This is a genomic window from Desulfovibrio diazotrophicus, assembly GCF_902498985.2.
GTDB lineage: Bacteria > Desulfobacterota > Desulfovibrionia > Desulfovibrionales > Desulfovibrionaceae > Desulfovibrio > Desulfovibrio legallii.
Window position 1 is genome coordinate 1,754,135 of the sequence record NZ_OX346397.1, and the last position, 13,778, is coordinate 1,767,912.

The 13,778-nt window shown below is 54.6% G+C and carries 13 protein-coding genes; 4 read left to right on the forward strand and 9 right to left on the reverse strand.

Annotated features, from left to right (window positions below; genetic code table 11):
* Position 1: 1 nt before the first annotated feature.
* From J7I12_RS07635 to J7I12_RS07645, 3 genes are all read right to left on the reverse strand, one after another.
* Entirely contained in the window at positions 2-364 is a 363-nt protein-coding gene (locus tag J7I12_RS07635) for an ArsR/SmtB family transcription factor (RefSeq protein ID WP_303193231.1), read from the reverse strand.
* Positions 365-609: 245 nt separating this feature from the next.
* On the reverse strand, positions 610-1,281 hold the full coding sequence (locus tag J7I12_RS07640; RefSeq protein WP_303193230.1) for an autotransporter outer membrane beta-barrel domain-containing protein: 672 nt from the start codon (positions 1,279-1,281) through the stop codon (positions 610-612).
* Positions 1,245-3,821, reverse strand: a complete 2,577-nt coding sequence (locus J7I12_RS07645) for a beta strand repeat-containing protein (RefSeq protein WP_498793484.1) — start codon at positions 3,819-3,821, stop codon at positions 1,245-1,247. The genes J7I12_RS07640 and J7I12_RS07645 overlap by 37 nt, the downstream gene beginning before the upstream one ends.
* 236 nt (positions 3,822-4,057) lie before the next feature.
* Between J7I12_RS07645 and J7I12_RS07650 the strand changes: the two genes are divergently transcribed.
* Together J7I12_RS07650 and J7I12_RS07655 are read left to right on the forward strand one after the other, a co-directional pair.
* Positions 4,058-4,513 carry a helix-turn-helix transcriptional regulator gene (locus J7I12_RS07650; protein WP_498793485.1) on the forward strand — a complete coding sequence of 152 codons (456 nt, stop codon included), beginning with the start codon at positions 4,058-4,060 and terminating at the stop codon, positions 4,511-4,513.
* A 56-nt stretch (positions 4,514-4,569) separates the two neighbouring features.
* Positions 4,570-5,436 carry a hypothetical protein gene (locus J7I12_RS07655; protein WP_498793487.1) on the forward strand — a complete coding sequence of 289 codons (867 nt, stop codon included), beginning with the start codon at positions 4,570-4,572 and terminating at the stop codon, positions 5,434-5,436.
* A 30-nt stretch (positions 5,437-5,466) separates the two neighbouring features.
* Here J7I12_RS07655 and J7I12_RS07660 read toward each other — a convergent pair whose 3' ends face one another.
* The 6 genes from J7I12_RS07660 to J7I12_RS07685 all read right to left on the reverse strand — a co-directional run bounded on the left by J7I12_RS07660 (position 5,467) and on the right by J7I12_RS07685 (position 11,716).
* Positions 5,467-5,703, reverse strand: a complete 237-nt coding sequence (locus J7I12_RS07660) for a hypothetical protein (RefSeq protein WP_498793488.1) — start codon at positions 5,701-5,703, stop codon at positions 5,467-5,469.
* 150 nt (positions 5,704-5,853) lie between these two features.
* Positions 5,854-6,510 (reverse strand): YagK/YfjJ domain-containing protein, encoded by a 657-nt coding sequence (locus J7I12_RS07665; RefSeq protein ID WP_498793490.1) that lies wholly within the window; start codon positions 6,508-6,510, stop codon positions 5,854-5,856.
* Positions 6,511-7,257: 747 nt separating this feature from the next.
* Complete coding sequence (locus tag J7I12_RS07670; protein WP_498793491.1) at positions 7,258-9,867, reverse strand: AAA family ATPase; 2,610 nt, start codon at positions 9,865-9,867, stop codon at positions 7,258-7,260.
* Positions 9,868-9,916: 49 nt separating this feature from the next.
* Positions 9,917-10,075: a hypothetical protein gene (locus tag J7I12_RS07675; RefSeq protein ID WP_498793493.1), complete on the reverse strand. Its 159-nt coding sequence runs from the start codon at positions 10,073-10,075 to the stop codon at positions 9,917-9,919.
* Positions 10,076-10,222: 147 nt separating this feature from the next.
* Positions 10,223-10,477 carry a hypothetical protein gene (locus J7I12_RS07680; RefSeq protein WP_374283546.1) on the reverse strand — a complete coding sequence of 85 codons (255 nt, stop codon included), beginning with the start codon at positions 10,475-10,477 and terminating at the stop codon, positions 10,223-10,225.
* A gap of 567 nt (positions 10,478-11,044) precedes the next feature.
* A complete protein-coding gene (locus tag J7I12_RS07685; protein ID WP_302413363.1) occupies positions 11,045-11,716 on the reverse strand; it encodes a flavodoxin family protein in 672 nt (223 codons plus the stop codon).
* Between the two features lie 141 nt (positions 11,717-11,857).
* Here J7I12_RS07685 and J7I12_RS07690 point away from each other — a divergent pair, with 141 nt between their 5' ends.
* Together J7I12_RS07690 and J7I12_RS07695 are read left to right on the forward strand one after the other, a co-directional pair.
* Positions 11,858-12,874, forward strand: coding sequence for a GlxA family transcriptional regulator (locus J7I12_RS07690; RefSeq protein WP_118230166.1), 1,017 nt, complete (start codon positions 11,858-11,860; stop codon positions 12,872-12,874).
* A 16-nt stretch (positions 12,875-12,890) separates the two neighbouring features.
* Positions 12,891-13,679: a DJ-1/PfpI family protein gene (locus J7I12_RS07695; RefSeq protein WP_498793496.1), complete on the forward strand. Its 789-nt coding sequence runs from the start codon at positions 12,891-12,893 to the stop codon at positions 13,677-13,679.
* The last annotated feature ends 99 nt before the right edge of the window (positions 13,680-13,778 follow it).

Consider the following 13,778-nt stretch of genomic DNA (forward strand, 5'->3'; position numbering starts at 1 on the left):
GCTACTTCGTTTTACAACGGTCAGGCAAAAACACGTGGTCAACTGTACTTTCAGAGCGGTACATTTGGCATTGTTCCGGATTATCAGAACAACATTCATCCGTAAGATATGCGATGGTTTCCAACACCAGGGGAATGTTGGCCTTGTACCGTGTGTTGCGGCCCTCACGTTCAACGCTCGCCAATCCGCTGTAGACGATACTTTTCAAGTGGAACGATAAGTTTGTCTTGGGGGGGGCTAACTTCTGAGCAATTTCTCCGGCGACCAACCCATCCGGCGCGTGTTTGACCAACAACCTGAAAATGGAGAGCCGAGCCTCGGAGGTCAGGGCTTCAAAAACCGTGGCAGCTTTTTTTGTGTTCATTAGGCAATAGTTCAACTCCATTTGAACATTGTCAAGTTAATAATAACGGAGGCAGGGGAACACCCCTGCCTCCGTTATTATTAACAGGCCTGAATAACATAAAACTGTATATTGCATCGGATCAAATAGACCATATCCAGTGCGAGTTCCGAAGCTTGCTGATTACGGTTGCATCAAAGGGTGAAATTTTTCTTTCCACGTTCAAAGCAAAGGCCGCCCGCAATAGTAGTAGGGCCTGGCCTGCACTATATTTCGGCATGGCTGTTCACACCGGGAACGCGGGCCTTGCTCCTGGCCTTTACGTCTCCCGCCGCCGGAATAACACCCAGATCAAGCTGTGGCTTGACCTGCCAACCGCTCTCGTTTTCAAAGGTTTTGGCAAAGCTCACGCCTGCGGGGAATGTCCAGATGGACTGCGTGCTCTCGTCCACCTCAAAGACCGTACCGCCGCTCTTCACGTCATAGCCATCGGTCACAAGGCCCAGATAGCGCACCCCCACATGCGGAATAATATCCAGCGCACCGGCGTTGAATTTGTATTCCGCCTTGAGGCCTGTATTCCAGGCATGGCTGGTTACGTCGGCCTTGAGGTCACTCATCTGCATGGAGGCGGGCATATCCTGCTCCACCTTGCTGTAGTTGCCGGTATAGCCCACATCGGCAGAGAGGCCGAAGTTGTTGTACACCCAACCGCCGTAAAGGCTCACGCCCCAGAAGTTGAAGCGGTTGTCCGTGCTGTTGAAATCGCCGTTGGATTTGGCGTACCCGGCACCAACGTTGAACGCCGCACCAAAGCGGAACATGTCGTTGATGGTGTAATCCGCACCCAGGGCAATGCCGCCCAGGTTGCTGTTGTAGCCAGTCTTAAAGTTCTCCGCCTTCATGCCCCAAACATTGTTGGACTGGTAGAGCGGCATGATCCACACCCCAAGGCCGTTTTTGAGTCCGTCCCCGGCACTGAGCCGGAATCGAGGCTAAGGCTGCCGTCCGTATCTTGGCGCACGGCCACGGCTTGGCTCATATCCATACGCGGCAACGCCATAGATGTGCGGTTGAGCACCGCACCGGAAGCAGCTGTCGCAGCGCTCAGGGTGCTGCCCTGCACGGCACCTACAGCAGCCATCTGGGCCGCACCTTCAACAGTTGCGGCGGCCTTGTTGCGGTCTGTTGTGCCGATGTAATTGTCGCTCATGGCACGGGATACGAAGCGCACGCCCGCGTTTGGCGAATTCGGGTTTACCCCGGTCTGAACCACCATGCGATCTACCAGTGCCCCCATGCTGTTCGACAACATGGGGAAGGACGAAGACGCCGCATTGGCCTTAAGGCTCACGCTGTATGCGCCATTGGCTGTATCAAACGTGCCGCCCGTGGCGGAAAGCAGAGCAGTGCTTGTGGTCAGGTTACTTCCCGTCCAGCTGGCAGCATCCTTTGTGGAAGCGCCAAAGCCGCCAGTGACGTTCAGCGTTTCTCCGTCCTGACCGCCCACGATGTGCAGTTTTGCTCCAGAATCCACAGTAAGGGTGCTGGTGCCCCCGGCTTCACCTGAAAGGGCCACGCCGCTGCCAATGCCCGCAGCGTCCACCACAAGCAGGGATTTGTTGGCAAAATGAGCGGTGTTGGCCGTGGCAGCTGCGCCGCCCGTGACCCATGTTCCATCCACATTGATGCCGCCAGTGGTGCTCAAAGTCTGCGGCGTGCGAAGGGCGAGCGCCGCTGTTATGTCTTGTCCCCACAGGCCCTTGCCGTCACTCTGGTAACGCAGCACTTCTGTGCGCAGCCATTCGGCATCTGTGCTGCCCAGCGAAACCATGCTGTTCTGGCCCACTGTCATCAGGGCATCCACAGTATTTGCGGTGAAGGTCAAACCGCCCATGGAGGCGTTTGAAGTGTCACCAGCGGCAGCGAAAGGCGGGTCAAAGTTGAGCTGGCCACCGTTCATGCTGACGCCGGTGGCAACAAGGGTGCCGTTGCTGGAACTGCTGCCCACGGCAACCGTAGTGGTTGCGTTGCCAGTGAGGCCCCCTGCCACGGTGTGTGTACCGTTGATCACGTTGATAGTGTTGGTGCCGGTTGAGGCATTAATGCCGCCCTGTAGCGTGCCGCCGGTTGAACCGCCCGCAGGATTGCCCAACGTCAGTATGCCACCGTTGAGCGTGACGCCGCTGTCTGCCAGAACATTGCCGGAAGTCTGCCCCGTAAGGGTCAAAGCTGCATTGCCGCTGACAGTGGTTGCGCCGGTGATGCCGCCAACCGTTGCGGCCCCGGAAGCGAGCCCTCCGCTACCGTTTATGACGGCTGTGGGCGTGGCAAGACGGGCATCGCCCACATCCTGCAATGATGCGCCGGAAGTGCTCACCGTGATGCCTTGGACTGTGCCCGTGCTGCCAGCCGCCAAGAGCTTGTCTGACAAAGTTTTGAATTCAGCCAGCGTCATGCCTGAACCGGCATAGCCATTCAGCAGCAGGGTTCCGCCATTGGCAACATTGATGGCGTGCTGGGTGGCAGAGTCTTTGAAGTCATCGCCCGTGGCGTTGACCAGTTCATTATACTTTACCTGCAAGGAGCCCGTACCCGTTACTGCCACGCCCGTGGAACCGGCAGCGTAGGCGGCATTGGCCACACTGCCATTGACCACAAGTTTGCCGGAATTGGTGGTGCCGCCCACAGTCAGCAGGCCGCCGGTCTGGTCGAGGTTGTTCACAGTCAGCACCGCGTTGCCGCTGATCTTGGCCTGCCCGCCGGTCTGGGTCAGGTCGCCAGTCTGCCAGTTGCCGTGCCCAACCTGTAGCGAACCGCCGCTTACAGCCAGAGATGTGGTGGATGTCTGGTTGCCGCCGGGGCCGGAATCCGCCCCCAGAAAAACGTTGTTGCCCGCACCAACGCTGAGACTTGTTCCCTGAAGAAAGTCCGTGCCGTCGGTGGTGCCAAGCAGTGTGAGAGTGGCGCTGTCGCCGCCTGCAACATTAAAAGCAAATGTGCCGTTGCGCATGTCCAGCGAATTCAGCGTGAGCATACCTTTTTTCAGGGTTGCCATTCCGCTGGGGGCGAGCCCCATGTGTTGGGCGCTAACAGTGCCACCGTCCAGGGTGAGGCTGCTACCAAGCAGACCCGTGCCCGGCTCTGGGCTGAAAGAGCCGAAGTGCAGATTCTTCGCAGAAGTCAGCGTGCCGCCGGTGTTAACGGTTACGTCTGACCCGCTCACCTTGGCGTTGCGCGCAATGGCCAGCGTGCCACCATTGTTCACATCAATTGTGGTGTAGGTTTCTGCCGCACCGTCCCCTACCTGATGCGTGTCGCTGATGGCGATGGGCGCAGCGGCAACTGCCATGCCAGCACTTCCCATCAAAAATGTGCTAATTGCCACTCCGCCAAGCACATTGAGCATGTGACATTTTTTCAGAATTCCCCTGTAGCGCTGCGCGAGCATACCCAGGGCACCTTGTGTAAATCGCATGCAATCCTCCTCAGAAATTGTCTGGTTGTGTCCAACCGGCTTCCTTCGCGGAAGCTGGAACAACTTTGTTCTTCCCGTTGCGAGGATTATGTAAAATTAGCCGTCGGTCAATACCCTACTAGCGAATGTGCCGCATTTCATTCAAATCTTGCATCATGCAAGAAAAATCATGCCCATTCGGACCGGCTTTTAGGCGGGAGCGTCAACAGCGGGGGATATCGCAGTGGACGGTATCCATGCGTCTGCAGTACCACACGCGTAACATTCAACGTATTGAAGATGGCTCGCGCCAGCCTGGTGTGCTGCTCGCGCTACGCATGGTGGTCGCAGTAGGTGCGGATCCGGGGGATTTTTTTGAAACTCTTTTTGAAGAAGCCGTCGGCGAAGCGGGCGATGGGGTCTTATCGCCAGCCCAGAGGGTGAGCGTGACTTACCAGCCACTGGGGGCAGTTGAGGGCCTTAAGAGTATATTTGGTCCGTTACTGGTTCAGGCACGGTTGGCCGTCGGCATGTCGCAGACCGCCATGGCAAAAAGCGCGGGTTATAACCTGCGCAATGTCAATGCGGTGGAAAAAGGGCAGCAAGAGCCTGGCGTGATGTCTGCTCTTGCCCTAGTGGCGGCAACGGGTGTGGATATCCGCGAGTTTTTTGATCAGCTGCATCATGCCTCAGCCGCGCTCCCCAAGGAGTAAGTGCGGCGGGCCGTGGAGATATGGTCAACTGGGTGTTCCTGTGCTAGTGGCAGGACATGGCAGACACAAAAGGATGCACAAGTAAAACCAGCAGAAAATACGCAGGTACGTGGCTGTGCTGTGCTCTGGGCGTTACTCTGTGCCTTTTATCTGCCTGCGCTTCCTCGCCTCGGCAAAAAGCCAGTGCTCTTGCGCAAGAGCAGGGATTTTCCGAGCGCCTCTTCTCAACGAAGCTGTTTACTTTGTGCGGCTTGCTTCGTCCCGGCTTATCGTCTGACTCAAAAATTTTGCGCGTGTATATTGAAGGCGACGGACACGCCTGGGAGTCTCGCACCCGGCCATCTGCAGACCCCACGCCGCGCAATCCTGTTGCCCTGCGCCTGGCTATGGCTGATCCGGGGGCGGATCCCGTGCTTTATCTGGCGCGACCATGCCAATATGTTCAGGGCGAGGATAGGCGGCAGTGTTCAAAGCGCTACTGGACATCAGCGCGGCTTGGGCCGGAGGTAATTAACAGCCTTGATACGGCCATTACCCAGGCCAAGGCTGCATGCGAGGCAGAGCAGATTATTCTGGTCGGGTTTTCTGGCGGTGGCGGGGCTGCGGCACTACTTGCTGCCACGAGGGAGGATGTGGCCTTTCTGGGAACAGTTGCGGGCAATCTTGATATTGATGCTTGGGCAGACCTGCAGGGCGTTAGCCAGCTTGCAGAATCTTTGAACCCTAAGGCGGTGGCTCCATCGCTGCAGCACTTGCCCCAGCGGCATTTAAGCAGCCGCACGGATGCGACCATGCCCCCGGAAATCAGCGCAAAGTTTTGCCGAGCAGTGAACCAGTCAGAAAGTTGCGTTGTCATTTCAGGCGTGCCGCATGGCGGGCCGTGGCAGAATTACTGGAGCTATGATTATACAGGCCCCAAATGAAAATGCGAAGCCCATTCGTTTGAGTAGAGTTTACACTAAGGCAAGTCCATAGGTGTAGCAATGGGCCTCATCCGCACTGTAGTTCGCATCGTTGCTCTTGATTGTTTCAATAAGGCCATCTGCTTCGATCTCAGACAGATCAGCCAAGTCTTTGCCGAAATGCATTGATGATAAAACTTCTGCGTCAACACCATAATGCACAGCCAGGCTGAACACGAATGATAGCCTTTGTGGGGAAGCTTTGTGTGGTTTGTTAAGGCTGCTCATTTTCGAATCCTTTCCGTATGTGCATTGAGATTGTTTAGCAGAGGGGTATCGCTATGGGGCGATACCCCTCTAGGGGCTATTGCAGCGTATATGTTTTCAGTTTTCTTCGCAGATAGGCAATGAACGACTCACATGCATATCCGACCACGTTTATGCGTAGCTGAAGCTATCTGCACCATCCCGTTCACAGCTTGCACAATGAGATCTACGGCGTGAGATATTCGCCAAACGTGTCATGCCGAAATCACGAACACCATCGTTGTAGATCCCCTTGGTGTGGTCTTTAGCCAAGTACATGGCCTGCCGGACAACGGTATCAATCTTGTCTTCGTAGTAGGGGTCATCACTGCGTAGGATGATGCCATTGACTTGCCTGTTGCCCTCAGGGGATCTATTGCAATAATGAATCAATCCGAGAGGGTCCACATTGAGTATCCTTCCCCATATTTCTTCTGCTGCTTCAATGTAGGGATAGTACCTACGAGTCTTGTTACCATCGAGCAAAAGCATGCAGTGATAGTGTTGGTTGTTGCTTCTAAGAGATTGCTCTCTCACCCAGAAATACGCTGGGGATACCCCTTTGCGTGAACACTGTTGAATCAACAACTTCATGAGAGCTGATATGTCGCTATTGTCTTCGATAGCCTTAAACATTTTGGGGTAGGTTACATCAAACCGAATAACCATTGTTTTGCTATGTAACGTTGCGTACTCCGTAAGGAGTGTTGCTAGATTGTCACGTATAGTTGGTCTATACAGGCTATGGTCATCATCGTGCATCATAGGTCTAAAGTTTATGTTGTTCATTTGAATCTCCTGTCTGTGTTTCTTCTTGCTTACTGTTTTGTGTTCACATATCTATATCGTTCTCATGTTTGTATTTCTAGCTATGCCACTTGTTGTGGCATAGCTGTAATACTTATAGCTATAATATTTCTATATTCTTATGCTTCTATATTCTTATATAAGTACTACAATCATACCTTATTTGTTATTACAGAGAATCAAGTCGTTTAAGTTAAATGCCTCAAGCCAACCAAGCTAAATCTGACATGTGAGGTTGAGGGAATTAGCTTCTGCATATCATTAGGTGCGGAGTAATGAGATTGGATGGCCCCATGAGTTCGATGTCGGTAGATGATGTTTATCGGTGTAGTTGTTATTGCAGGTATGCCGAAGACCAGCGAAGCTGCCCCCGCAGGTACTGCCCCTCTGACATATGGGCCTTTGGTTCAAACGAATGTTAAAAGGGCCTTCCCCCCCACTAAGGGGACAGTGTCATTTGGCATCAACGACTGCCGAGGCTATGCTTGAAGAATAACGATTTTTTACCCGGTCACAGGAAATGGTCGCTAGCTTAACATGCTGAAATTGTTGATTTTCAACAATTCTGATAACCCTCGCGGGGGATAAACGTGTGATAAAACGAGGGTTATGGCTGCCCCAACGAGGGGTTATGCGAGGGGCCGCGAGGAATACAAGGAGATGCTACAGCCCAGAAGTGGCATGAGGTTGGTCCCCCATGCCACTTCATGAAGCACTGTCACAATGGGATTAGTGCGCTGTGCGCTCCGCATAACAGGTGGAAAGCTTGTAGCCTGCTGTTGGCCCCTTACCGAAGGCTTCAATAAGGCCAACAGCTTCAAGCCTTTTCAAAATGGACCTGGCCTTTGTCTCCTGGCACTGCAAAAGAGTGCCGATGGCACCGGTCTGAGCCGTTTTACGCTCCGTAATATATGCGTACACCTTTTGTTCATCCTGAGACAGATTAAGACCAGCCAGACCATCCTCTTCGCGGTCAGGCCCCGCGGATGTCGCAGGCGTGAGATCGGTACCCTTCACAGCGGCAGGGGAATAAGCAACCTCATGCCCGTCTGCCCCGGTTACACCCAGAAAACGACATTGGGATGCACCCAGCGGCAAATGAAGCCAGAATGTCTTTTTCTGCAGCACGCAGGCCGCCTTGCAGACTTTAAAGCAGACCCCGAGCGTCAGGCCATCACACGCTGCTGCCTGCAGCACGGCCTCAGTGCCGAGTCTTTTTTCAAGGATTTCCGTAGCCCGGATTAAAACAACTTCCGTATGAGCACGGATGGAAAATTCCTGGCTGCCACGTGCCTTGGCTGACCCCGTGCCTGCATTGGCATCATCCTGGGTATGATGTACCAAAATAGTGCAAATGCCGTGCTGCTGTTGAAGTTTTTCAACCCATTGAAAAAATCCGCTGACCACACTGCTTTGGTAGACCCTGCCTTCATCCATCAGCGAAGTGAGGTTGTCCAGCAAAAGGTAACGGCAGCCACGCTCAAGCAAGGTGTTTTCCAGCTTGTCACGGAATACATGATCAGTGAGAGAAAAGGCGTAGTCCGGGACTGCATGATCAAACTTCGAGAGCAGGAACAAACGCTGTCCCACTTCCCCAGCAATACCATACTGATTCAGGCGTTCCGCAAGAAGGGCTTGTGGCGTTTCGCTGTCCACATACACAATTTTGCCTGTCTTATCAGAACGGAAAAGGCCAAACAGTTTTTCCCCTGTGATAAGCGCCTTGGCTGCAGCAAAGCAAAACATGCTTTTTCCTGCATCTTTCAAACCGTGCAGTAGAACAATACCACCCGGTGAAAAAACCTGCGAAGTGTCAACGTCCGTGATGTGGGCAGATTGCTGTGCGGCAGAGCCGGATTGGGGCTGAAATAATACAAGATTATTAGCAGAAGTAGTCATTCCGCTGGAATCCTGCTCTGTAGTTTTGAAGAGGCCCAATCGGTGGCCCCATGCCTTGAACTCGGCATACGGAACAGAACGCTCCGTGATGTATTTGACCAGCAACGAAGGCCGCTCCCAGTCCTCAAGAACAATAGAAGCGTCCAACAGTTGTGATTCCAGCTCACTGATGCCCGCCACTTCTTCGGATGACGTGCAATGGGGGGCTGAGTGAAGCAAAAAACCTTTATATACCTTGAAACTCAGTGCGTTGACCTGAGCGGCCATATTCTCGTACAGCTTGACCATAGCCAAATCGTACTTGGTCGGGGCAGGTACGAATACCACATGACGCCCATGCAGGTAATTTGAGGGCAAAACGGAAAGATCACTGCCCAGGTGGGCCGTGACGATGATTCCCGTTGGTTCACCTTCGCTTTTTTTCTGCATCATGCGTCTGAAAGCCAGGGCGGTGCGCATGTCCTGACAGAGCACGAGGGTGGCGTAAGGCTGCGTGTCCATAAGGTGCTGATCAAGCCAATGGGCTGTGGCCTTGAATTTGCCCACGCAGAGAACATTCCGCCCAACGGTGGCGGGCAGGCAGAAGTCCTTGCCGTTCAAACGGTAGCGTAGAATGGCACCGATTATCTGCCCGGCATGCCCGTAGCTATACACCTTCTCTACCAGATCGGCACAGGCACCTCCTGCTGGAAGACTCCGCAGATGGAGGTGCGTAGGCACCTCGTCAACCGGGCACAAACCTGTATGAAGCTCTGCAGCATGTTTTGTGCTGGAAAGCTGATAGAGATTGTCAAAATTCATATTGAGGAAACTCGCAAGGGTCGCCAGAGAATCCATTCTGGACAGGTTCAAAACGCTGCCCACCAAAGCAGTCCATGACGACCCCTTGGCTTTGCCATGGTTCAGGTGCCAGTGCAGCGCACCATCATTCCCAACGGAACCAGAAACCAATAAGCCATGTTCTTTTATGCCCATGAGTGTCTGAAGATGGCTATTTCTGCCAGCGCGAAACTGATGGGAGGCTTCCTGTTCGATAAGAGACTCAAAAACATTCTCAAGGGTCAGCATGTTTTCAAGCCCGTGGATATCGGTAGCATTCGCTGTGCCAAGTGCGGCTAGAAAGGCAGGAGAAAAATCTATTTTTCCAGCCAGTTTCAGGCAGCCCTTGGGCACCGATGGCTTCTGCACATAGGACCACGTTGTGGCAAGGCGCTGCAATGTGGCAGACGTGTGAACTTTGTGAGAAGGTGGGGTACGATAGTCGCTAGGAGGCAACTTCTGCTTCTTGTAACGGGCAGAAGGTGCATATTGGGCAACAGTGTCAATGGTCATGCTGGAAACGGCGTCTGCCACATCAGCATCCACAAACAACGGGCTAGATTCTGAGACGGGCTTGCCCGAGCTCACAGCCTTGTGCAATAATTTTTTGTAATCGAACATATATCCTCCATAGACGGATGGGCAGGAACACCTGCCCATCCGTCTATGATTAGGAGTTCTTGGGATGAATGTTTACGGTCAGTACGGGCTTCCAGTCCAACTGCAACTCAAGGCGAGAAACCTTGTTCAGATCTTCTGCGGGAAGCTGCAACATGGCGTGGATTTCCTGTTGGATGGCCGTGACTGCTGCAAAAGTATCCTTGGACATGATTGTTCCGTTCTGATTTTCTGTTTCCATTTGATTGGCTCCCTGCATTGTTTTTGGGGTTTCACAAGACATATCAACCTCAAGTGGTAGCACGCTTTTTCAAGACGTGGTTAAAAATTAGCTCGTCGGCAAAAGGCCGATCAGGAATCACCTTGCCTTCTTGATCTGCGAACGATACCATTTCAGGAAAGAGTTTTTTTCGTAGGTCGCGTGCTTGTTGACCAGGAAGTAGGGCGGACCATCCTTACCGAGGTTGGCAAGGGTGCCGACGGTCAGCGAGCCGCCGACATACTTGGGGATTTCCCGGCGAGCGAATACAGCGGGCATTGAAGTTTCGAGGCCCGTGATTGCCGCTTCGATAAGGATGTCGTCCAGGTTATGGTCATCAGGGTGAGCGTCCATACATCTCTCCTCAAATTCGTTCTACGATCACAGATTGAGGAAAAATGAGTTGCTTTCCTAGTGACAGAATGGGGCAACTTTTACGCTAACTAGCGTTATTTGTTGAATTTACCCTTGAGTTTTTTATGAGGGGGGGGGCTGTGGGCATGTCTGGAGGAATCGCTGTGGGATGGCGTGATGCGGAGGGGGATTTTTGAATCCTTGAGGCGCAGATTTCTGCAGAGGTATTGAGACGGGGAAAAAGAGCTATGTTCCCAATCAATCAGAGATGGTCACGTTGCTTCACTGAAAAATATGGCACAGAGATGGCACAAAAACGCATGGCAATAGAAAAAGGGCTTACGATTTTCATCGTAAGCCCTTTAAATATCTGGTGGAGCTGAAGAGAATTGAACTCTTGACCTCTTGAATGCCATTCAAATGCGCTGCGGACATGCTCCTACCCTCGTCAAGGATATATTTGCATATTTTTTATATAGTATCAAGCAACACATGTCCACGTCAAACGGATCTCCCGCAAAGCAAGGGGCATACCCCTGTTCATGGGGCATACCCCTGTTTATCAGGTTAGACCGTCTGCCTGCCGCCCGTGACCATTGCCGCGCCCATGCGCCCGGCCTCCGCCAGATCCAGCGGAAAGTGACTGTCGCGCCAGGCGGCTTTTTCCGGCTCTGAAAACCGCTCGGCCCTGTATTTGCTGTAGTCGTCAAACTGATAGGTATTGCAGACGTGCAGCACTGCGGGCCGGCTGAAAATGCGCCCCACAAACATCTCCATTCTTTCAAGGCCGCTGCGATAGCCGTACTGCTCCATTTCCTCGCGGCTCACGTTCATGTCATACAAAAAGGCCGTGGGCATGCGCTTGGGGGCCAACGTGCTGTAGGCTTTGTCGTACACCAGATAGGCGAACAGCAGCCGCTCCAGAAGGCAACGCAGCTTGCCGGTAACGTTGCCGAAGTAAATGGGACTGCCGAAAATGATGCCGTCCGCCTGCGAAAGTTTTTCCAGCACAGGGGAAAGGGCGTCCTTGAAGCCGCAACGGCCATAGCTTTTTGCCCCCAGCCGCTTGCAGGCAAAACAGCTCATACAGCCCTGAAAATCCAGATCATACAGGTGAATCATCTCCGTTTCCACGGCCTCGGCGCAGGGCGCGGCGGCAGCGCCGCTAAGGGCAGCCTGCAACAGTTTTGCGGTATTGTGTTTTTTTCTGGGTCCACCGTTGACGGCGTAAATCTTCACGATGACCTCCTGGATCTGAAAAGAATATTGTTGCGGTTAGATGTGGTCCACCTGCCCCCTAAGCAGACTGTGGACCACATTGGCAGGAATATCACTATCAATGTCATTGTGCCACGGGGGGCCCTGGCCTAGGGTACGGCCATGAAATGTGCACAACGCCCCACCGCCTGTGGTCCAACTGCCCCGCGCCTTGTCGTCATGGCTGTCCATGACGGAGCGGAAATCCTCGACATCACGGGGCCCCTGGGCGTGTTTTCCACAGCCAACGCCCTACATGCGCAGTCCGGCGGCACAGAACCACTTTACCGCATCCAGGTCGCGGGCGAAACCCCTGACGCGGTAGTGCGGACCGCCTCCGGCATGCGGCTGCTGACGGATACGGCATTGGGGCAGTGCAGCGGCATTGATACCTTGCTGGTGGCTGGCGGCCCCGCGGCAACGCAGGCGCCACAGGCGCTGGTGGACTGGCTGCGCGAAGCTGCGCCTCTGGTGCGGCGCGTGTGCTCCATCTGCACCGGAGCCTTCATCCTGGCGCGCGCGGGGCTGCTGGAAAACCGCCGGGCCACCACCCACTGGCTCATGCTTGAGCAACTCCGCGCCTTTTCTCCAAATATTGATGTCCAGACTGACGCCCTGCATGTGAAGGACGGCTCCGTCTACACCTCGGCCGGAGTGACGGCGGGCATTGATCTGGCATTAGCCCTGCTGGAGGAGGACTGCGGCCGCGATTTGGCGCTGCACGTTGCCAGGGTGCTGGTGCTCTACCTCAAGCGTCCGGGTGGGCAATCACAGTTCAGCACAACCCTGCTGGCGCAGACCCACGAGGGCGGCGCCCTGGCCTCGACGATCCAATGGCTGCGCGACAACCACCAGCGCCCGCTGCGCAATGAGGACATAGCCAAACACGCGGCCATGAGCCCGCGCAACTTCGCCAGGGTCTTCAAACGCGAAACCGGCGAGACTCCGGCCCATTTCATTGAAAATATTCGCCTTGAAGCAGCTGTGAAACGCCTGGAGGAAACAACGCAAGCACTGAAAACCATCGCCCGGGAGTGCGGTTTCCAGTCCGGCGAGCACTTCCGCCTGACATTTTCACGCCGCTTTGGCATCACCCCCGGCCAGTACCGGAGCAGATTCCGTTCCGGTACATGGCGTTAACACTTAGGATAGGCATATGAAACAGATCTCTTTGCAGTGCCTTGCGCTCGCGCTCATGCTGCTCGCATCCGCCCGCTCTGTTCCGGCGCAAGTGCCATCACCCCAACCAGAGAATCAGGTCATGTATGAAGTCCACCCAGGCCACGTCTCCCGGCAGGTAACTGTCGGGGTGCTCCTCTTCCCCGGCTTCGAAATGCTGGACGCATACGGCCCCATGGAAATGTGGGGCAGCCTCAAGCACGCCCCGGCCCGTTTCTGGGGTGGAGAAGAAAAGCGTGTGGGTGTACGGCTGGTAACCATTGCGGCAACGCGGGGAGAAATTCCCTCGAACCAAGGGCCGAAAACAGTAGCCGACTACAGCTATGCCGACTCGCCCAAGCTGGACTATCTGCTGGTGCCCGGCGGCAGCGGGGCAGTGCCCCTGGTTCGCGACACGGCAACACTGGATTGGCTGCGCGACCAGGCGACCAAGACGAAGATCGTCATGTCCGTGTGCAACGGCGCGTCGCTTTTGGCTGCAGCGGGCATTCTGGACGGCAGGCCGGCCACAACGAACAAAATGGCCTTCAAGGCTTCTACAACGCCCGGCCCCAAGGTGAACTGGGTCAAACAGGCGCGGTGGGTGGATGACGGTACGGTGGTGAGCTCTTCCGGCGTCTCCGCCGGGATGGATATGACCGTGGCGGTCATCTCCCGTCTGTATGGCCGGCTTTTGGGCGACTGGCTGGAGCAGGTCACCGAGTACGACGCGCACCGAGACCCGGCCTGGGATCCTTTTGCGGTCAAGGCCGGGCTGGTGCGCTGACCCTGCCCACAGAACGTTCCTAAACAAGCGGCAGGGGGCCGAAAATCCAGGCCCCCGCCGCTTTCCCTGTGCGAAAAGGCTCACCCCTGTACCACGGGC